Genomic DNA, 20,972 nt, shown 5'->3' with positions numbered 1-20,972 from the left:
AAAAGTTTAGGCCTCTTCGATGGTTTGTTGTATGAATCCCACACCTTGACACAGTCCTTCGTTGACGTCGTCTCTGTTGGTGGCGACGGAGACAACGCGCGCAAGAAAGGTGCCGGGCATGACATAAAAATTGGTACCCACATGTTCCAGTATGGCAAAGTCTTTGAGCAACTCACCACTGGCTACTTTTTTGAAGGTCTCACGCTCATAGACATTCTGAGGGATATATCCAGTTGTTCGTTTTTGAGTATCGATTTTGTAATTGTAAGTGCCCCAGTGCAGATTTCTGGCGTTAACCGTCAGCTCTCTGGCGTTCTTGGGGAAGCGGTTCTCGGTAACGGCAAAATACTCGAGCTCCATCAGGGAAGGACTGCCTTCCGGCAGAGATTGCTCAAGAGTATGACAGAATTCCAGGGTTGTTCCCTGTTTTCTGGCGTTGATTTCCAGAAAGATGACATTGCCGTCATTGTCGATGAGGTAGTCACAGCCGAAGATCCCCCGATAGCCGTTTTCGCCGAGTACCCGGCCCACCCGAACGGTATATTCGCGCAGGACTTTTTGATGAGTTTCGTCGAGGATCGTTGGGTAGTTGGAACCGACAAACCTGTTGCCGCCCACTATATTCTGGTCAGCGATGCCAGCGATATAGACCTCGTTTTCATTGGCCACGACGGCAAGTACCGTGGGGTCGTATTGATGCGGCATATATCGTGAGAGCAGGTAGAGGCTGTCGGGTTCGGTAAAAATGGAGGCAACTTCTTCCTGTGTCTGGGTTACCGCTGAATTAGATCCTGCTGCCGAATAAGGCGCACTGATGAAAATGCCGTCGCTCCATTGTTCCCTGAGTGCGCTGCTGGTTTGCAGAAGTGATTCGAGATCGTTGCAGACGCGGTAGTCGGCGATGGGAACAACTCCGTTTAATTTTTCATACTGATAAATTTTGGAGTTGAATCGTTTGGCTATAGACTTGTCGGGGCCGAGGATGGAGACTCCTTCGATTTCATCAAGAGTGAGCTCTTCAATGGATTCATACAAGCTGATGTAGAGCTGATTCTGTTTCTTCAGAATGGTGTCGATCAGCTTATGAATGGTGGGGCTTTCCGATACCGCGGTGATAAAGCTGTCGTATTTTATGCGACAGCTCTTTCTGAACGGTTTGAGGTTGAGTCGGCCGGCTTCCTCGTCCACGGAGCCCTGTCTTGCCTCAGGGTTGATGACGAAAATATTCGCATAGTTGTATTGGATGCAGATATCAGGGATGATTGCAATAAAACGAACCTCTCTGTTGTATACCCGCCGGCTGAGCGTCTCCTGCACAAAGGTGTTGAGGCCATAGGCCTTAAGGTCGCCTATATAGATAAAGTAATAAATATCGGGATTGTATGTGAAGTTCGTATACAGTATGTCGTCTTGATAATCCATTGAGCGCCGCTAGAGAAATGATTGATAATTGACTTTTTCAGGAATGCCGTTGTTTGATTTCTGCACAAGGGTTTCCCTAACCACAAAAAAAGCGGCATATATCCGTATAGCAGGATATTGCCGCGCTGTTGTACTTTTTAAAAAGAGGTTCTCGAAAAACCAGGCCGGCATAAAGACGCCGCATAGGGATATTTATGGCTGAAGATGCGAAAGTATACATAGCGTTCAAGACGGTTTTCCTTATCACTGGCTATTTTCTGACTCATTACCCCCAGCCTCATCCTTTGTCAAGCAAGAAGCAGTGAAACGGCAAAAAACAACAGGGAACCGGAGGTGAATTTCCTTTGCTATTTTACAGCAATGATCATGCCATAATTGGATATTCAAATCAAACGGCATATATCCCTTTCTTGTAGGGGGTCTTAAGAGTTGTACATGTCATCTTTAAGCTGGTGCGCTTTGTCGGTCAGTTAGCAGGCTTCTTCTACCTGTGACCATTTCATCAAAAAAAGTGGTTTCTGGAAAGGGCTAGTTGCATATATCGTCTTTATTCCAATACAATACTGTTGTTTTGAGGATATCCTCAAGAGGTGTTGGCGGCCTCTGCTTTCCCAGGATCCCAAGCGGAGCCCGAAAACGAATAATCTCTTCTCTTTCTTTATTCCCGGGGTGATTTAATTGCAGGAAAACGGTACAATGAAAGATTACCATATGCTACATGACTTACATTTATGAAAGGAGCAATATACTTTGAAAAAAGAGACATTATATCTGATTGACGGCAGCGCTTATATCTACCGGGCCTATCATGCCATTGCTCCGTTGACCAACAGTAAAGGAATACCCACCAATGCCGTCTTCGGATTCGTCAATATACTGCGGCGTCTGATAAAGGATAAGGCCCCACACTATTTATGCGTCGCCTTTGACAGCCGGGGACCGGTTTTCAGACATGAAATGTATCCCGAATATAAGGGCAACAGGCCGGATATGCCTGAAGATTTAGCAGTTCAGATTCCCTATATCAAGGCGCTGGTAAAAGGCTATAATATTCCCTGCTTCGAAGAGGATGATTTTGAGGCCGATGATATTATCGCTTCTCTAGCCGTGAAATTGGGCGATCAGGGGCATGATGTCATCATTGTGTCCGGTGATAAGGACCTGTTACAGCTTGTCAACGACAGAGTCGTTATGTGGGATCCCATGAAGGATAAAATCATGACCCCGGAGGAAATTGAGAAAAAATACACCATAAAAACCTCGGACCTGCTCGATTACTTTGCACTCATCGGAGACAGTTCCGACAACGTTCCGGGTGTCCCTGGAGTCGGTCCGAAAACCGCGGCCAAACTACTCCATGAATATGGTTCGCTTGCCGGGATATACGATAACATCCATTCTATGAAAAAAACGAAAATGAGAGACAGGTTGATCGACAATAAAGAATCAGCCTATCTCTCCCGCGATCTTATCCGCTTGAAGGAAGATGTCGAGGTCGTATCCTCCCTCGAGGAACTGGCCAGAAGAGAGCCCGATGCCGAGGTGCTCGCGGAAATATTCAAAGAGCTCGAATTCTCCTCCTTTCTCCAAGAGGTGAATACCGCAGTAAAAATATCAGCTGAAAATTTCAAATGTATCACTACTGAAAATCAGCTGGCTGAAATCGCAGCGAAAATCAATGACGCCGATCTGCTGGTATTGGATACTGAAACCACCTCGCTTGATCCACGAAAGGCCGAGTTGGTCGGCATCTCCTTGTGTGTCAGCCTTGAAGAGGCCTGGTATATTCCCGTCGGCCACAGAGAGAGCAACGGTTGTGCCGTGGAGGGCCAGATTTCCCTGGAACGATTGAAGGAGTTTTTAGCGCCGTATCTTCTCTCTGAGAAACTGGCCAAGCTTGCCCACAACCTTAAATATGATTATGCCGTTCTCTGGTATACTCTGGGGATCAGATGCAATGGCCCACTGCTTGATACCATGATTGCCGCCTATCTTGTCGACGCGGGTCGGCGGACTTACAAGCTTGATGACCTGTGCTACGATATCGATCTCCAGCTGACTCCTTTTACAGAAGTGGTGAACGGAGATAAGAGAGAGGACTGTTTTGCTTTTGTCGAGATGGGGGAAGCGAGCTGCTACAGCTGCGAGGATGTCTACGGCTGCCTGTCCCTGTGGAACCGATATGAGAAACAGCTTGTCGACTATGACATGATGGAGCTTTTTGTTTCCATGGAGATGAAGGTGTTGCCGATTCTTGCCGAAATGGAGAGAAGGGGGATCTGCCTCGATTCTGCTGCACTTCAGGCGCTCTCTGTAGAATTCCAGCAAAAAATCGATTCCCTTGAGCAGGAAATCTGCCAAATGGCCGGAGAGGATTTTAATGTGAACTCACCCAAACAGCTGGGAGAAATCCTTTTCGAAAAGCTGCAGCTTCCTTCGGGCCGCAAAACCAAAACAGGCTACTCGACGGATGTGAAGGTACTGGAAAAACTCGCGCTCAAGCATGCTCTTCCCGCTAAAATTGTGGAGTACCGCACTGTTGCCAAACTGCAATCAACCTATGTTGAAAAACTGGGATCTCTGATCGATGAGAAAACCGGCAGGATTTACACCTCCTTCAACCAGACCATCACCGCGACCGGAAGATTGTCAAGCAGCAATCCCAATCTCCAGAATATCCCGATTCGCTCGGAAGACGGCAACCGCATTCGTCAGGCCTTTGTGCCCGAAAAGGGGAAATTATTTCTCTCGGCTGACTATTCTCAGATAGATCTTCGCGTCCTGGCCCACTATTCTCAAGATGAGGCGTTGCTCCATGCTTTCAATAACGGATTGGACATACACGAGAGCACGGCCCGGGAAATCTTCTCCAATCCGTTATTTATCGCCCCGGAAATGCGCCGTGTCGCCAAAAGTATAAACTTCGGCATCGTCTACGGCATGAGCAGCTTCGGTCTGGCGAACCAGTTGGGCCTGAGCAGAAAGGAGGCTCAGCTCTTTATCGACCGATATTTTGCCCATTATAGCGGAGTGGAGCGGTTTATGGAGGAGATCAAGGAACAGGCACGCAGGGACGGCTTTGTCACAACCCTGTGCAAGCGGCGCCGGCTTGTTCCCGAAATTAATTCGAAAAATAAGAACTTGCGCGAGTTTGCAGAACGAATCGCCTTGAACACTCCGATTCAGGGAACCGCCGCGGATATCATCAAGCTGGCCATGATAGAAGTTGAAAAGGTGATTGCCGAAAAAAGACTGCAGGCCAGTCTGCTCCTACAGATTCATGATGAGCTTGTCTTCGAACTGCCGCACCATGAAGTCGAAGAAGCTACAGGAATCATCGGTGAGGCCATGGAGTCGGCCCTGCCTCTGGATGTTCCGCTGGTGGTCAATTTTAAGACAGGGGAAAGTCTTGCAAAAACATGATTGCAGACAGCATGATAAAAGACAACAGATCACTCAGGTGATGCTTCAGCCTCGAACCACCTGATTCGCGGCGGTCGCTGGGACTTAGACGCTGAAGCGCGCGCTCGACCTACCGTGCCCAGACCACACCAGGCGACCGCAGCTACTACCTGAGAGTCCGGTTCGTCCTGCCTTAAGATCTTTAACTCAGCTTATCAGCAGTTACCACGGGGACGGGATAAGAATGTTTTCCGTCAAGCCTGACACTGGTGCCCCGGCCCCCCCTGCTCGCTGTAAAACTTTTACGGATTTTCCTTCCGCTTATTGCAATTCAGACAAGAAAACCTAACTTTACTCTAGGGTTACTACCCTGTAGTAAGCACTTTTAACGAAGAACTTAATCGGGGGACATGAGATTTCACCCGCCAATAAGGAGGCAAGATCATGGTAGAACCAATCCCGGAAGGATACAAAAGCCTGACACCGATGTTCGTGTTCAAGGATGCCCGCAAGGCCATCGAATTCTATAAAGAAGCCTTCGGCGCCGAAGAGCGTTTCGTCATGCCGGGACCGGACGGCAAAGGGGTGATGCACGCCGAACTCAAGATTGGATCCTCGATCATCATGTTGGGCGAAGAAAATCCGCAGTATGACTGTAAGAGCGCTGAGACCTTCGGTGGCTCTCCCGTCAGTTTTTATTTGTATGTTGAAAAGGTTGACGAAGCCTTCAAAATTGCGGTTGATGCAGGCGCTGAAGTCCAGATGGCTGTTGAGGAGATGTTTTGGGGAGACCGCATGGGTTCGGTGCTGGATCCGTTCGGTTACAGCTGGAGCCTTGCCACCCACACCAGGGACCTGACTCCGGAGGAGATCGCCGAAGGCGCCAAGACCGCCTGTGGTCAGTCGCCGAAGGAGTAGTGAACTTGGGAGACTGCTCGAAAGAATACCGATCGAATTGTCAGTGAAGCAAGTAATGTATTACCAAGAACAAAGGACAGTCTGGGCCTCCAGCCAGGTTCGCCGGCGCCTGGTGAAGGTGAACGGTAGCTTGCATACCGTTCACCCTCATCATCAGCGTTCGTCCAAAGGGATATATTTTTTTGCCGGATAACCGATGTAGAGTTGCCGCGGTCGTCCGATCCGCCGTTCTTCATCGCTGTTCATTTCACGCCAGTGGGCTATCCAGCCCGGTAGCCTTCCCAGAGCAAACATCACTGTAAACATATCCGTGGGTATGCCCATCGCTCTGTAGATAATGCCACTGTAGAAGTCGACGTTGGGGTAGAGATTGCGGCTGACGAAATAGTCATCGCTGCGAACCCTGTCTTCCAATTCCTTGGCGATATCGAGAAGCGGATCATCGACATTGAGTGCGGCAAGGGTTTCGTCGCAGGCCTTCTTGATGATGGTGGCTCGGGGATCAAAGGTTTTATAGACCCGATGACCAAAACCGGTGAGCCTGAAGCCATCGTTGGAATCCTTTGCTTTCCTGATATATTTCTCAAAATCCATATCATCGGCATAAATGCCTTCAAGCATTTCGACCACAGCCTGGGCGGCGCCGCCGTGAAGCGGTCCCCACAAGGCATTGATTCCCGCGGCAATAGAGGCATAAAGGTTGACACCGGCGCTGCCGACCAGCCTGACGGTGGAGGTCGAGCAATTTTGCTCATGGTCGGCATGGAGGATCAGAAGCTTGTTGAGGGCGGAAACCACCTCCGGCAGAATAGTATATGGCTTTGTCGGCTTGTCGAACATCATATTGAGAAAATTTTCACAATAATTCAGGTCATAGCGTGGGTAGATCAGCGGGTGTCCCAGGGATTTCTTATAGGAAAAGGCGGCGATGGTCCTTACCTTGGCGAGGAGGCGGGTAGTTACATTATCAAAGGATTCAAAAGGTTCTGGGTGGGTGCTCATTTCCGGATAGAAATTGTGCAGCGAATTTACCATTGTCGATAAAATCGACATGGGTGAGGCATTGGGAGGGAAGTGATCAAAAAAATGAATCATGTCTTCATGGATCAGGGCGTAGGTCGACATAAGCTCCCTGAAATCATTGAGCTGCTCCAGGTTGGGCAAGTCATCATGGAGCAGGAGATAGGCGACTTCGACAAAAGAACAGTTTTCGGCCAAATCATCGATGGCGTAACCGCGATAATTGAGAATGCCTTCCTTGCCGTCCAGATAGGTGATGGCGCTGGTGCAGGAACCCGTGTTGACATACCCCCGGTCTAGGGTTATATGACCTGTGTCGCGTAATAGCGTACTGATGTCGATGGCGTTTTCACCCTGGGTGCTCTGTATTATAGGGTAGCTGTGAGTGACGCCGTCGAGTGTTAGCTCTGCATATTTTTTTGACATACGTATACCTCGTTATTGGGCAAAACCTGGCGGAATACCATTTCTTGCAGAATAAAAATCGTCGTGTTCGGTGGGTGGCACAAGCAACCCGGTTGTGCCGACGGAGTGTGCCCTTACGCAATCATTTTTTATACGCAAGAAAATAATTTCCAGGCACTAATGCACCAATCGCAGGATTGGAGTACTATAGCTGTCCGGCAGCATGGAATGATGACGATCATTCCAGAGGGGGTTTTGTTTGGCAAAAGCAGCAATGCCTTGCCGAACAACAACGGAAGCGAGACGATTGTCTCGTAAGTTCAATATAACCAGACAATGCTACCTGAAAAACAGTATGTTTTCAATCTATACTTTGGTTTGAAAAATAAGTCGTTGAAACTACACCGTTGCGGCGGCAGAGTCACTACGTCGGCAGTGAAGAAATTCGGTAAAGTAAGTCTAACCCTATTGAGCTGGATAACATTTCGGCAAGATTCTTTTCCTGCAGGATAAACAAGCAAGGAATCTGTATGACACTATTTTGGGAGAAGAAAACAGTGAGTGAGGCAAACAGAAGTGTTCTTTACGGACAACGGCTGCAGCAGTTGATCGATGCTCTCACCGTGTATCCGGTCAGCTGCGAGGAACTGTCTGCCGGGAGCTCGGACAGGCAATGGCTGGAAGGCGTCCTTGGTGGTGGAGCAAAGATGATACAGCTGCGTGATAAGAAAAGTAAAGACAACAAGTTGCTGGAAAAGGCCAAATATTTCAGAAAAAAAACACGTGAAGCAGGTGCACTGTTTATAGTTAATGACAGGGTGGACATCGCTATCATGGCTGATGCCGATGGAGTTCATGTCGGTCAGGGCGACCTGCCGCCTGCTGAAATTAAGGTGATCGCCCCGCAAATGATTATCGGACTCTCCTGTAACAGCCGGGAAGACGTGATTGCAGTGGCAAAAGATGGTACACTTAATACTAACCCGGTCAGTTATTATAACATCGGGCCCTTGTATGCAACGCGGACCAAAGAAGGATTGTCTGATTATCTGGGAACTGACGCGGTTCGCAGCTTTTCCGCCCTGTGTTCGCTGCCCTTCACAGTGATGGGCGGCATAAAGAGTCATCATGTCGGCGAGCTGGTTGCCGCCGGTGCACGACGTATCGCCGTGGTGACGGCGCTTAGTCAGGCCCCCGACATTCAGCAGGAAACCGCTAAATGGATGACACTGATTTCCGAGAGTAGTAATGGTAAAAATAACTGACGAAGATAATAGGAAAGATATTGAAGAAATTAAACTCTTCATTGAATATTCGGTGGCCGAGAATGAGCGCCGGATTGCCCTGGAAGCCTTGGAAAAATATAAGGAGAACAGAGTTGCCCTGCATGTCCTGCGTGATTTTTATGCAAGGCTGCCGGAGTTTCGTGAGGAGGCGGTGTGTAGAGTCACCCAGATAATCTCCCGGCATGATGTCTTCCTGCTGGGAGTTGCGACCGGCACCTACGAATACCTTTATTTTTATCATGATGAGATACCTGTGTATCTGGGTGAGAAAAAGGATGGTATCGGTAATGATGAAGTATTGAGTTTTTTCGGATATGCCAGTGATGAGGATTTTATCAATAAAGTGGATGCCCGCGATAACCGTCAAATCGACGCGGCCACACCTCCCAGTGCTTTTTGTCCCGCCTGCGCAGTGGCTGAGGGAGAATATCATCATCTGGGCTGCCCTGTTGAAGTATGCCCCTGGTGTGACGCCCAGTTAACCTATTGCAACTGCCGTTTTGAAAAGCTGCATGTCGATGAGATTGCCGATGAAGGGGACCTGGATCGGTTGGAGGTTTTGCTGGATGAAAAGGGCAGAATCCCCTTTTCTGGACATCATGCACCAGCCTACCCGAGCGGCGGAGAAGATTCAGACGATTGAATAACAGGCACCTAAGCGTGAAGCCTTCGTCTGACCGTTTCTTTCAAGGTAATGTCGGAGGAAGCGGAGGTAAAAAAAAACGGGGGCTTTTCTGCCCCCGTCCGTATTGTTGTCAAAGGTTATCCTTTATTCGGCGGTGTTGCCGGAAACCTCCTTTACATACTGGTAAAGTTCTGAATCGGCAGAGAGCACCAGGTTGGTGTTCGCACCGATAATTTTAGCATAGCCTTCGAGTGATCTCTGGAATGAATAGAACTCAGGATCCTTGGAATAGGCGAGGCCGTATATCTTGGTCGCTTCAGCATCCGCTTTACCTTTAATGCGGAGTGCTTCACGATTGGCCTCGGAGGTGATCTCGTTATACTCTCTCTCAACCTGTCCGAGAATTTCAGCCTTCTGGCCTTCACCGAAGGAGCGTTTCTCCGCGGCGATACGCTTTCGCTCGGAGATCATCCTGTCGTAGACACGGAGTTGTACCGATTCGATATAGTTGACTCGCTTAAACATCACTTCATTAAGCTCAATGCCGTACTGCGGCGTAACTTTTGAGGCAATCTCGAGTACGCGTGCGGCGATCTTGTCTCTGCCCATTTTCGGTCTGGCCTCAAGTCCATAATTGGACGGAGTCATGGTTGCTTCCGACCAGTCGGAGCTGCGGATAATTTCGCTAAGATCGTTTTTGTTGACCATATCCCTGACCGTACCGTCGATGATATCGCTCAGCAGGGATTGAGCTCGTGCCTCCGTCTTTACCGCTCGCAGAAACTGCAGGGGATCGGCAATCTTCCACCTTGCGGTGACATCGAGATAGACGTAGGTTTTATCGTTGGTGGGAACCTGGTTCGGCTCGCCATCCCAGATCTGGATCTTTTTCTCGAAAAGTTGAACTTGATGGAAAAACGGCTTTTTGAAGTGGAGCCCTGCCTCGGTTTTCGAGGCGACTGGTGCGCCGAATTGCGTTATAACCGCCTGTTTCCCCTCTTCCAGTATGAAGAAGCCATCATAGATGATGACGATGGCCGCCAGAACTAAGCCGACGAGTAAAAATTTTGCTATGTTTTTCATTATTTGGTCCTCTGCTGATTGTCATTTTGGGGAGTGGAAAAATCCAGTCCTTTGTCACCGCTCAGATTCAACAAGGGGATTGGTGTCTGCTGATTTTTATCGAGGACGTAGACGGATCTGACTGTCGGAATGATTTCCTGCATGGTTTCAAGATACATTCGTTTTCTGGTGACATCCGGTGCATTGGCATACTCTGCGAGAATATCGAGGAATCTTCCCGTTTCACCTTTGGCGTTATTGACACGCTTTGCCGCGTAACCATAGGACTCTTCGATGATCTGCTTGGCCTGGCCACGGGCTTTCGGGATGACCTTGTTGTATTGCTCTTCGGCTTGGTTGACCAGTCGCTTCATGTCCTGGTCGGCTTCGTTGACTTCGTTGAATGCCGGCTTCACGGGTTCAGGAGGATTGATGTCCTGGAACTGAACTGTGCCGATGCCGACGCCTGCACGAATATTGTTGAGCTGTGCTTGCAGCTCGTTTTTCACCGACATGGCCAGAAGATCCCGGTTGCTGAGAACATAATCGAAATCCATATTGCCGACGATTCGTCTGGTGGTGGCTTCCGAGAGATCGCGAATGGCCTGGCGAACATCCTTTACCATGAACAGAAAGTTACCGGGGTTGTTGACCCGGTATTGCACGATCCAGGCAACGTTAATGACATTCTTATCGGCGGTCAGCATGAGAGATTCGTGCTCATACTCACCTCTGGCAAAAGAGCTTCTCTGGCCGGGTGAGGTTTGGCGAAAACCAAATTCCTCTTTGCGGATGCTCTCCACATCAACCTTGAAGAGTTTATCGAAATAGGGAATCTTTAAATGGAGGCCAGGTTCTGTGGTTTTATTGTATTTACCGAGGCGCAGTATAACACCTACCTCACCCGGAGTTATTTTATAGATGGAAGACATGACGCCCTGAAAAACAAGAATCACCAGCACTACAGCCAGTATTTTTCCGATTCCGGAAAAGGGATTGAATGATTTTTGCGGCTTGTCTCCGTCATCACCGCCACCCGGCGGCTTTTTGTGATCGGAAAAAAAATCCTGTAGCTTCTTGATAATCTGGGCCACCATTTCTTCGGGGGTCTGGGGCTTTTTCTTGCTTCCCCATGGAGGCTGTTGATCATGATTGGACATATAAATCTCCTGATTTCGTTGTTGTCTTCACTTTCCGAAGTCTCACGGCGAGGATACTATCCTTTCCGGAAGGTAAAGTTATGGTTCCGTAAATAATCAACTTAGAAAAATAAGTATTAACCAGTGCTTGTAAATTTAAAAAATAAGAACCTAACTTACCATGAAAAAGCGGAGTTGGAAAGAGAAGATTGACTTTTGCAAAGCAGCAACCGCTGTATTTTCGCGGCGCCCGGGAAAAAAAACTAACGGATCATTTGATTCATTTCGCCATGGTGAAAACAGGCCAATTGGGGGATAATGCAATGGACTGCATCTTCAGGAGAATGATACGTCAATATACCCTCTGCATTCCAATATCCCAGCTGAAGTAAACAACAAAAGCCGTAAAAAGGAAAAGAACCAGCTGCAGTAAAGATGATTTTCGCAAGTTGATAGCCAGCTCAGTAATCAGCAGTCTGCCGATGAAAAAACCGCTCAATATCCCAAAGAAATGGGCACCCAGATCAGTTCGTTCTCCGGAACTCCCCGTCATGGCAAGTAATGCGGCACCAGCCATGAAAGGGACGAGAATCTGCAGGGTTGATACACTCTTTTTGCTGTGGTAACTAGCCATGGCCAGCATGCCAATGGTGGCAAAAACTGCAGTGGAGTAGCCGACAAAATGATGCCCCGGGCCATGCAGATAGACGTTGATGTAATTGCCCAGGGCGGCAGAGAGGAGGACAGCAAAAACCCCAACGCCAGGCCCTACGGTTTTACAGAAAAAATGGAGAAGAAAGCCTCCCAGAAAGCAGTTGCCCAGCAGGTGGGTCAGGTCGGCATGAAGTGTCAGAGCAGTAATGATCCGGTAGTATTCCCCATGTTGCAGGATTGCGGTCGAATCGCCGGCCCCATTGCTGAACCAGATGGAACGTTGGCTCCATGGGCCTGTAACATTGTAGAAAAGGACCAATGCTCCGATGACGATGAACGTAGGGGGCTGGATGGCCGAAGAGTTCTGTTCGCTGAATTGCGGCTGCGCCGGCGGCCAGTTTACATTTTCGCTCTGGTAGGATAAGAGGTGATATCTGGCGTTTTCGGCATCTTCGCGGGAAACGTATATAATGAATGTCTCTCCCTCAGAAGAAATGGTGTGGGGAATCTGCACCGCCGTCAGCACCAGTGAACAGGCGGAAAGATGTTCCTGTTGGCTTGTTTCTACAACTGCGGTTTCTTCGGAATGATTAGGGTCGGTCATTGAGGCCGGTTTTTACAGGTAGAGAGGAGTTGGTTCTTAAAGACTATGCATTGTCGAAGAATGAAGCAAGACGGACCTGCGGTCACTGCTGCAGTCGGAACAACAAAAAAGGGTCGCCCGGATTTGGACGACCCTGATTAGCTCCTGTGTAATTGGCTATTTAGCAGAGATTGTCAATGGCGACAATCGCACCAAACTTCTCTTTCAGGGCAAGAAGTTCATTTTTCTGTCTGCTGTAGATCTCGAAGAGACGCTGGGGGATATCCGCTTCTTTACTGTACTCATGCTGCTGCAGGTCAAGCCGTTGGACGATGTTGTCTACATACAGAGCAAACTGCATATCATAGAGCGATTTGGGGTATTCTTTGTCAATGTCGGCAAAAAGCGTTTTGAGATCTTCGTATCTGGGCAGCATTCCGATCGGCGATTCGATCGCCTCCACTTCTTTATTGGCAAATCTTTCCAGCCATCCCAGCCATACCTTGACGTCCTTTTTCTCTCCCAAAAGACCGCTGCCGCTACCACCTCTGTTGGCGTGGGTGAGAAAGTAGTTGAGTCCTGCCAGTACAGGCTTGGCTTCTTCTGTAAATTTTTTGGAGTTGAAGAACCTGAATTGGGCATCCATATAATCTGCAAGCGGACCTGGAATAAACGGTGCATTCGCCCATGGCTGACGGCGCACCCCTGTTGCGCCGACTTCGGTAGCTGTAGCTTGTGAGACGATAGAGGCGCCGATAGCCACACCTTCATCGGCTGTTCTGGCGACCCATACGGGCGGCATGGTGTCGGCATCGCGCCCTGAATAGGTGAATATTTTCAAGGGTACACCGGCAGGATCTTCAGCCAGTTCGCTAGCATGATTTTTAATTGCTGAAGCGAGCAGGGTGCAGCGTGAGTTTTTGTGAGACATGGGGATCGAGTGGCCGTCGCCGTCGGTTTTGCCCTGGTGCCATTCGCCTTGAAAATTGACTCCCTTTTCCGGCACCTTTTCACCGTTGCCGACCCAATGCGGTGTACCGCTTTCGTCTACCAGGACATTCGACCAGATAACCTCGGTACCGTCACCGCGCAGACAGTCCATCAGGTAGGGATCACCCACCTTGTTGACGTCTTCGACGATGCCGAAGATCCCCTTTTCAGGATTGACCCCGCGAATAGTACCATCTTCGGCAATCCAGATCTGGGCCAGATCATCGCCGATGAAATCGGAGCCGACCATGGCAGTAGTGGTTTTGCCGCACCCTGAAGGTGCGGCGCCGGCGAAGAAGGTCTTGCGCCCACCGGGACCGGTCATGCCGGTGATAAACATATGCTCGGACAGCTGTTCTTCAAGCTTGTAATACGTGGCGTAATCCACGGAAAATCGATGATTACCTTTTTTCAGAAGAAGGGTGTTGCCGGCATAGGTGCAGAAGGTTGAGAAGGTAGTCTGCCAGCTGCGGTCCATGAAAATTCGGGCATGCGGGACATCCTCGGGTCTGTTTTCACCCTGGGCGTGAACATTGGTGAAGAAGAGACCGGCTCTTTCAACTTCAGCGTCAAAATCGGCAAAACAGTTTCTATAAAGAATCTCCGCGGAGTGGAATACATAGGATGATGAGGATATCTCGATTGCCGGGACGGTCGCTTCGGCGCCAACGGGGCCGCGGCTGAAAAAACCAACCATCATGGTTTTAGACCGCATGATGCCGATCATATACTTCTTGACATAGTCGAGGGCATCGCTGCGCAGCACTGATTTGGCAAGCGAACTCATCTGCTCGCCTTCGTTAATAATATAATATGTTTGGTTGACCAGCCGGGCCTGATCCTGGGGCAGATCGAAATGAATGGTATGTCCCGGTTTTGCCAGTTTCTTCTCTTCTCCCGTTTCCAGGGCGTAATCTCTGATCCACTGTATGTCTTCTGCGCTGCCGGTGTCGATGAAAACATGTTCCGGCTTGCACATGGAGATGGCGTTGGCCAGCTTCAGAAGGGCTTCCTCGTTTTTGATCAGAGCGATCTTCTCCCTGTTTGCCGCATCGAGTGTTTCGTTGATCAGCTTTCTGCCCTCGGAGATGGTGGATATTCCCCCGACAGCGGCGAGAATATCATCTCCCTGTTTAAGTTCAAGCATTCTTTAACTCCTTGAAGTTATGTAATAGTGGTATATAGACTATGCCCTGTTGGAGAAAATAGGGCCTGTTTAAAATGACTTACATAAGCATTCTATTATTTTTTAGGTGGAGCGTCAAACAATATCGCACTTCTGCACATAATACTTTCAGCATTATTGAATATTCGTGATACCAAAATTGATGGGACAGGAAGTCTTAGGCAAGTGTAAGAAATTGCATTGATTTATTGAAGTGAACAAAAAACATTGTAACGGCCGATTCTGTCTGGAGGTAATGACGGTAAGGAGACCGGGTGTTCCCGCCGCCACGATCGGAGAATAGCCGGCGAACGCTCGGATTCATAGAACGATAATTGTTTGCGTGAAAGAGTGTGATTGCGATAAAGCAAGGATCATGCTATACGGGGGCAGGAAAATGTATTACCTTGAGTATGAGCGGAGAAAAGATAGGATATAAAAAAAGCTGCCTTCCCAAAAAGGAAGACAGCTTGATTATAGAAAAATTGGTGCCGAAGAGAAGACTCGAACTTCCACGAGGATACCCCCACTAGACCCTGAACCTAGCGCGTCTACCAATTCCGCCACTTCGGCAACGCAGAAGAATATGCTTGCTGGCAGGTTTTTTGTCAAGACTTTCTTGGCGCTTCAATTAAAAAAGAGTTGTTTTAAATAAAAGATATATGAAAATTATTAGAAATATTAAAGACATAACTGGAAAATATAAAAATCCATGCGTCACCATAGGTAACTTCGATGGAGTGCATTTAGGTCACCAGAGGCTTTTTGAAGTTGTTCAGCAGAATGCCCGCCGGGTGGGTGGCACCAGCATTGTCATCACCTTCGATCCACATCCGCTTCAGGTACTCAAGCCCGGTGGCATTAAACTGATTTCAACAATTGAACAAAAGATAGAGCTGATCGAACTCTCCGGCATGGATGTCCTTATCGTAGTTCCCTTTGACCTTAAGTTTGCCGGCACAACCGCCGAGTCCTTCGTCGATGAAATTCTGCTGCGCAGGATCGGAGTGAAGGATCTCTTTGTCGGCTATGACTATGCTTTCGGCAAAGGCAGGGCGGGCAATATCGACTTTCTCAGAAAACAGGGAGAAGAAAAAGGTTTCTCCGTCACGGTGATTGATGCCTATTATGAAAATGATACCATTGTCAGTTCCACCAAAATCAGAGAACTGGTTGCTGAAGGAAGAATGATGGACACCAGCCGGTTGCTGGGCAGGTACTATCAGATTCGCGGCAAGGTTCAGCGGGGCAAGCAGCGGGGGAGCAAGGAAATCGGATATCCAACCGCAAATCTACATATATCAGAAGAAGATCTGGTGCCTCGTACAGGGGTTTATGTGTGTCAGGTAATCTATGACGATGTCTGTTATGGCGGAGTGATTAATATTGGCTACAATCCTACTTTCGGCGAAAAAACTTTGGTGGCTGAAACCCATATCTTTGATTTTGACCACAACATTTACGGCAAACCGATCAAAGTCAATCTGTTAAAATTTCTTAGAGGGGAGGTGAAGTTTACATCCATCCGGGAATTGTCGGAGCAGATTGCTAAAGATGTCCTCAGTGCCAGAGAGGTGCTTGATGTTGCCGTCAAGGATGAGCAAAGGTTTGTCTGGTAAAAGATTTGCTGCTTTGCGGCGGTGCGATCTCCTTGGATTTTCTGCTTGCAAGTACAACCATGGTGTCTATAGTGTATGCGCTTGCGCATATCGGCGGGTAAATGGTATGCTGTCAAGTTCCTATAAATACCGGGTTTGTCAATAATCGGATGCTTTTCCGGTCCGTACGGAAGATGGTATTCCGTAACAGTATGAAGTTTATCAGTAGAGGGAGAAAATGGCTGAAAATCAGAAAGAAGATATAGAGAAAGTTATTGAGGAGCTGCAAGAGCAAGTCAAGGAATCACCCGAAAATGTCATAGCCCACCACCATCTGGGACTGGTGTATATGAAGGTCGGCAAGATGGAAGAAGCTGCCAAATCCCTCGAGAGGGCACTGGAGATAGACCCCTTGTCCGTGGAAAGCTTGATAAATCTAGGTGCTATATATTTCGGCAAAGGGGATATTTCCAAGGCCGAGGAGCTCAACGAGAAGGCCTTGAAAATTCTGCCGGAAGCCGCGCAGGCCCATGCTAATCTTGGACTTATCCGGCAACAGCAGGATCAAATTGAAAAGGCTATAGAATCCTATGAGAAAGCGGCAAAGTATAATCCTAATCTTGCCAGTGTCTGGATGAACCTCACCTCCGTGCTGACTATGAAAGGTGAAGACGAGCGTGCTCTGAAGGCGGCTAAAAAAGCCGTGGAACTCGAACCGGATTCCCCGCTAGCCCACAACAACCTGGCAGTAGCACTGTATTTCGGTGAGGATTTCAAAAAGGCGAAGCAGCATATGGAAAAGGCCGAACTGCTCGGTTATTCGGTCGATCCCAACTTTAAGGCCAGCCTGGATCAAAAGCTCGGCTAGTGTCTGCAGCCCGGTCGACCTTTGATCCTTAATAAAGGTTCTTCGTGGGAGTATCCCTCGGTAGATGCTTGCTCGAGGATGTAAATTATGGGAATTCTTATCAGGCAGGAAGCGGAAAAGAAATCCCTGAGTATAAGTCATTGTATGGAATAATGAGAAAAAAGATAATTAAGAAGCCTCCCTGGTGTCCTTTCTGCGGACATAAAGTCGGCAAAGCAAGTGATGCTGTTCAGCGAAAAATGAATGAATTTCCGGTGGGCCGTTGCGAGTGCGGTGCCGTTTACTGCTGCGATGTTACAGGTCATAATGTCGGCGCCGCTCTGGTAGAAGCGTTGGTATACGCCTGCGGCGATAATTCCGATCTGGCCTGGGAACTTCTGCCGGAAGATGATTATCTCACCGGCAGGGTGGAGAACTATGACGAGATAACCCATCAGGTTGTGGACAAGGGCAATATTGATGGCAGACCTGCCCGTGGCGTTCTCTACTTTATCCGTCTGCACACTGAAATGTCTGAACTGGTAGAGCGGCTTAGCAGCAAAAAGCAGGCGGCCTTTGCGGGAACAGCGGGAGCAGCCATTGAAAAAGTTGCCATTGAACCGGCTCCCGACCCTAAGAGAAAACGGGAGAAGGCGAATAAGAAGCGGGTAAATGAACTGGCCGAAAACAATGATATTGACGGCCTGGTCGCTCTCTGTTTCGATGATAAAAAGACTTTAAGGTTGCTGCAGCGGAGGCTCTATGATCCGGCCGAGGAGAGCCGCTGGCATACCGCCTGGCTAATAGGCCAGGTTTCAGCGCGCCTCTCGACTCGCGAGCCTGGCCAGGTTTCCGAGCTTCTGCACAGATTGTTCGAGGCGTGCTCGGATTCCGCCGCAACCAATTGGGGAATGGTGGAAACACTTGGCTCGGTAATCGCGGAGCGTCCGGACATATTCGGCGCCTTCACCAAACATCTGCTCAACTATCTCGGTGATGACTCCACCCAGGTTCAGGTCATCTGGTCTTTGGCGGAAATAGCCAAAAAACGACCAGATCTTATCCGGGATACACCGTTCTTTAATCTATTTCACTTTCTCAATCACCCCAGAGCTGAGGTGCGTGGCCAGATTGCCCGTCTCCTTGGCAGGATCAAAGCCACGGAGGCGTCTATTCAGCTCATGGGACTGAGCGATGATAATGCGCCTCTAACCATCTGGGAAGACGGCAAGTGCTTCGACACAGATGTTGCACGAGAAGCTGCAAAAGCCATAAAAGCAATTCACGGAGATACAGTAAATGAGTAACACCATCCAAAACATCAATGAAATTTCTCCGATGGCGGAGGGACAGAAAAAAACAGCCACAGACCCCGTTCAGGCTGAATATGAACAAGGCAAGACCTTATTGGAGCGCAATGAGACCGGGCCTGCAGCTGTGGCCCTGCATAATGCTCTGCTTGGCTTTGAAGAGAACAATAACGACAGCGGCATAGCCAATGCTTCAAATCAGCTGGGCAAAGTCTGCGTGCAGCGCGGCGAGTATGAAAAAGCACTTAAGCATTTTCAGCGGGCTGAAGGGATATGCCGAAAACTCCACGATCCGTTGAGTCTTGCGGCACTTTCAAGGCAGTTTATACTTGTTTATACGGAAACAGAGCGGTATAAAGAAGCGATTAGCCGGTGCCTGGACCTGATCGAACTGTATCAGAGAAATAACGATCCCAAAGGTACCGTTGAGATCATTGAGAACATGGCTGATATATATGTCAGATCAGGTGAGGTGGCCAAAGCTGCGGATGCATATCGGACCATTGCCTCGATCCACAGGAATTTCAAGCATGAGAAGACCGCAGGCCAATATATTGACAAGGCTGAAGAGCTGGAAAAGCGGTCCTAAGATGGCTGGGGAGCGGAGTCGATGTTTACCGGAATAATAGAAGGAACAGGTAGACTGCTGGAGAAGAGAAGTAGAGGCGGAGGCTTGGTATTCCGGCTGCAGGCGGATTTTGATCTTGCTGATCCGCAGGAAGGTGAATCAATAGCTGTCAATGGAAGCTGTCTCACCGCCTACGATATCGAACAAAGAAGATTTTCCGTCGATATTTCACCTGAGAGCATTTCGCGTACCACCCTGGGGCGGTTGAGCGTAGGAAGAATTGTCAACATGGAGAGGGCTCTGAGACTAACCGACAGACTTGGGGGTCATATAGTTTCAGGGCATATCGATTGTACCGCCGAAGTAGTCGATGTTAAGAAAGCAGGTGAATTTACCCTGTTTACTTTTGCCCTTGCGGAAAGACTCAGTAGATATATCATAGAGAAGGGATCGGTGGCCATCGACGGAATAAGTCTGACGGTAAATGACTGTGAGCAACAGAGGTTTTCAGTTTCCATTATTCCTCATACCCTGCAAATCACCACCCTTGGCCAGTTGAAAAAAGGAAGCGTTGTAAATATTGAAGTCGATATCATCGGCAAATATGTGGAAAAGCTTATGGCAGCCAAGTCAAAAGGCAAGGAGGCTGCCGCAACCGATATTGGGCCGGGTTTTCTCGCCGATCATGGGTTTTTCTAGTAACAGTTAATTAAAAAATGTGTGAGTATTATGGCCATCAGTCCGATAGAAGATGTAATTGAGGATATTAAAGCAGGAAAGATGATCATCCTGGTGGATGATGAAGATCGCGAAAATGAGGGTGATCTCTGCATGGCGGCAGAGGCGGTAACGCCTGAAGCAATAAATTTCATGGCAACCAATGGACGTGGCCTGATCTGTCTTACCTTGAGCCCTGATATCATCGAACAGCTTGATCTGCCGATGATGGTGTCGCAGAACAAGTCACCGTTTGGTACCGGATTCACTATCAGTATAGAAGCCCGAACCGGGGTGTCAACCGGGATTTCCGCAGCAGATCGCGCCAGAACGGTACTTGCCGCTGTCCATCCTGAGGCAAAACCGCATGACATTATCAGCCCGGGGCATATCTTCCCGCTGAAGGCGCGCGAAGGCGGCGTGCTGGTCCGAACCGGCCAAACGGAAGGTTCTGTCGATCTGGCCAGGCTGGCCGGAGTGCGCACCGCCGGAGTGATCTGTGAAATTATGAATGAAGACGGCACCATGGCCAGGATGCCGGATTTGGAGAAGTTTTCCGCGGAACACGGTCTCAAAATTGCGACTATTGCCGATCTGGTCGCTTATCGGCTCCGGGAGGATGTTTTGATTCACCGCGCTGCGGAGGCTCGCATTCCTACCCAAAATGCCGGGGAATTCAAGGCCATTGTCTACACCAACGACGTGGATGATCATGAGCACCTCGCCCTGGTCAAAGGTGAGATAGACCCGGACAAGAGAATACTGGTGCGGGTTCACTCAGAATGTCTGACCGGAGATGTTTTCGGCTCTTCACGCTGTGACTGCGGACTGCAGCTTGACGCGGCGATGAGAATGGTCGATCAGGAGGGATGCGGTGTAATTTTATACATGCGCCAGGAAGGTCGCGGCATTGGTCTGGTCAATAAGCTGAGAGCCTATAAACTTCAGGATGACGAGCAGATGGATACCGTAGAGGCGAACATCAAGCTTGGCTTTAAGGCTGATTTGCGGAATTATGGCATCGGTGCTCAAATATTACGTGATCTCGGTGTGAGGAAAATGGGGCTGCTTACCAATAATCCCAAGAAGATTATCGGCCTCGAAGGCTACGGCATTGAAGTCGTTGCCAGGCTCCCCCTGGAAATGGAGGCTAATATAGAGAATAAGAGTTATCTTCTCTGTAAGCGAGATCGGATGGGTCATCTCATAGAAGTGAGCGATGATTAATATATTTATTAGAAATGAATATCAAAAATAATTA

At 48.8% G+C, this 20,972-nt stretch carries 16 protein-coding genes and 1 tRNA gene; 10 read left to right on the top strand and 7 right to left on the bottom strand.

Annotated elements, in window-relative coordinates:
- Positions 1–6 precede the first annotated feature (6 nt).
- Positions 7–1,422, bottom strand: a complete 1,416-nt coding sequence (locus JWG88_RS14575) for an ATP-grasp domain-containing protein (protein ID WP_205234513.1) — start codon at positions 1,420–1,422, stop codon at positions 7–9.
- A 750-nt stretch (positions 1,423–2,172) separates the two neighbouring features.
- Between JWG88_RS14575 and polA the strand changes: the two genes are divergently transcribed.
- Both polA and JWG88_RS14565 read left to right on the top strand, forming a co-directional pair.
- Positions 2,173–4,845 carry a DNA polymerase I gene (gene polA / locus JWG88_RS14570; RefSeq protein WP_205234512.1) on the top strand — a complete coding sequence of 891 codons (2,673 nt, stop codon included), beginning with the start codon at positions 2,173–2,175 and terminating at the stop codon, positions 4,843–4,845.
- Positions 4,846–5,268: 423 nt separating this feature from the next.
- A complete protein-coding gene (locus JWG88_RS14565) occupies positions 5,269–5,742 on the top strand; it encodes a VOC family protein (protein ID WP_240194457.1) in 474 nt (157 codons plus the stop codon).
- Between the two features lie 153 nt (positions 5,743–5,895).
- On the opposite strand, the gene JWG88_RS14560 is transcribed toward JWG88_RS14565, so the two are convergent.
- Positions 5,896–7,188 carry a citrate synthase gene (locus JWG88_RS14560; RefSeq protein ID WP_205234511.1) on the bottom strand — a complete coding sequence of 431 codons (1,293 nt, stop codon included), beginning with the start codon at positions 7,186–7,188 and terminating at the stop codon, positions 5,896–5,898.
- 509 nt (positions 7,189–7,697) lie between these two features.
- On the opposite strand from JWG88_RS14560, the gene thiE reads away from it, so the two are divergent.
- Together thiE and JWG88_RS14550 are read left to right on the top strand one after the other, a co-directional pair.
- A complete protein-coding gene (thiE, locus tag JWG88_RS14555) occupies positions 7,698–8,432 on the top strand; it encodes a thiamine phosphate synthase (RefSeq protein ID WP_205234510.1) in 735 nt (244 codons plus the stop codon).
- Positions 8,416–9,096: a hypothetical protein gene (locus tag JWG88_RS14550; protein WP_205234509.1), complete on the top strand. Its 681-nt coding sequence runs from the start codon at positions 8,416–8,418 to the stop codon at positions 9,094–9,096. The genes thiE and JWG88_RS14550 overlap by 17 nt, the downstream gene beginning before the upstream one ends.
- A 126-nt stretch (positions 9,097–9,222) precedes the next feature.
- Here the strand turns inward: JWG88_RS14550 and hflC are convergent, their stop codons facing one another.
- The 5 genes from hflC to JWG88_RS14525 all read right to left on the bottom strand — a co-directional run bounded on the left by hflC (position 9,223) and on the right by JWG88_RS14525 (position 15,244).
- A complete protein-coding gene (gene hflC / locus JWG88_RS14545) occupies positions 9,223–10,161 on the bottom strand; it encodes a protease modulator HflC (RefSeq protein ID WP_205234508.1) in 939 nt (312 codons plus the stop codon).
- Positions 10,161–11,300, bottom strand: coding sequence for an FtsH protease activity modulator HflK (gene hflK / locus JWG88_RS14540; RefSeq protein WP_205234507.1), 1,140 nt, complete (start codon positions 11,298–11,300; stop codon positions 10,161–10,163). The genes hflC and hflK overlap by 1 nt, the downstream gene beginning before the upstream one ends.
- A gap of 331 nt (positions 11,301–11,631) precedes the next feature.
- On the bottom strand, positions 11,632–12,537 hold the full coding sequence (locus JWG88_RS14535) for a rhomboid family intramembrane serine protease (protein ID WP_205234506.1): 906 nt from the start codon (positions 12,535–12,537) through the stop codon (positions 11,632–11,634).
- A 160-nt stretch (positions 12,538–12,697) separates the two neighbouring features.
- Positions 12,698–14,653: a phosphoenolpyruvate carboxykinase (GTP) gene (locus JWG88_RS14530; RefSeq protein WP_205234505.1), complete on the bottom strand. Its 1,956-nt coding sequence runs from the start codon at positions 14,651–14,653 to the stop codon at positions 12,698–12,700.
- Positions 14,654–15,157: 504 nt separating this feature from the next.
- A tRNA-Leu gene (locus JWG88_RS14525) sits at positions 15,158–15,244 on the bottom strand.
- 89 nt (positions 15,245–15,333) lie between these two features.
- Between JWG88_RS14525 and JWG88_RS14520 the strand changes: the two genes are divergently transcribed.
- The 6 genes from JWG88_RS14520 to JWG88_RS14495 all read left to right on the top strand — a co-directional run bounded on the left by JWG88_RS14520 (position 15,334) and on the right by JWG88_RS14495 (position 20,938).
- A complete protein-coding gene (locus JWG88_RS14520; protein WP_205234504.1) occupies positions 15,334–16,290 on the top strand; it encodes a bifunctional riboflavin kinase/FAD synthetase in 957 nt (318 codons plus the stop codon).
- A gap of 217 nt (positions 16,291–16,507) precedes the next feature.
- On the top strand, positions 16,508–17,137 hold the full coding sequence (locus JWG88_RS14515; protein ID WP_205234503.1) for a tetratricopeptide repeat protein: 630 nt from the start codon (positions 16,508–16,510) through the stop codon (positions 17,135–17,137).
- A gap of 152 nt (positions 17,138–17,289) precedes the next feature.
- Complete coding sequence (locus JWG88_RS14510; protein WP_205234502.1) at positions 17,290–18,423, top strand: DVU0298 family protein; 1,134 nt, start codon at positions 17,290–17,292, stop codon at positions 18,421–18,423.
- Positions 18,416–19,015 (top strand): tetratricopeptide repeat protein, encoded by a 600-nt coding sequence (locus tag JWG88_RS14505; protein WP_205234501.1) that lies wholly within the window; start codon positions 18,416–18,418, stop codon positions 19,013–19,015. Before JWG88_RS14510 ends, JWG88_RS14505 begins: the two co-directional genes overlap by 8 nt.
- Positions 19,016–19,036: 21 nt before the next feature.
- Entirely contained in the window at positions 19,037–19,693 is a 657-nt protein-coding gene (locus JWG88_RS14500) for a riboflavin synthase (protein WP_205234500.1), read from the top strand.
- A 30-nt stretch (positions 19,694–19,723) separates the two neighbouring features.
- A complete protein-coding gene (locus tag JWG88_RS14495) occupies positions 19,724–20,938 on the top strand; it encodes a bifunctional 3,4-dihydroxy-2-butanone-4-phosphate synthase/GTP cyclohydrolase II (protein WP_205234499.1) in 1,215 nt (404 codons plus the stop codon).
- Positions 20,939–20,972 lie beyond the last annotated feature (34 nt).

It is taken from the genome of Desulfopila inferna (genome assembly GCF_016919005.1).
Lineage (GTDB): Bacteria > Desulfobacterota > Desulfobulbia > Desulfobulbales > Desulfocapsaceae > Desulfopila_A > Desulfopila_A inferna.
Note: the sequence above shows the minus strand (reverse complement) of the source record. Positions and strands in the feature narration are given on the sequence as shown.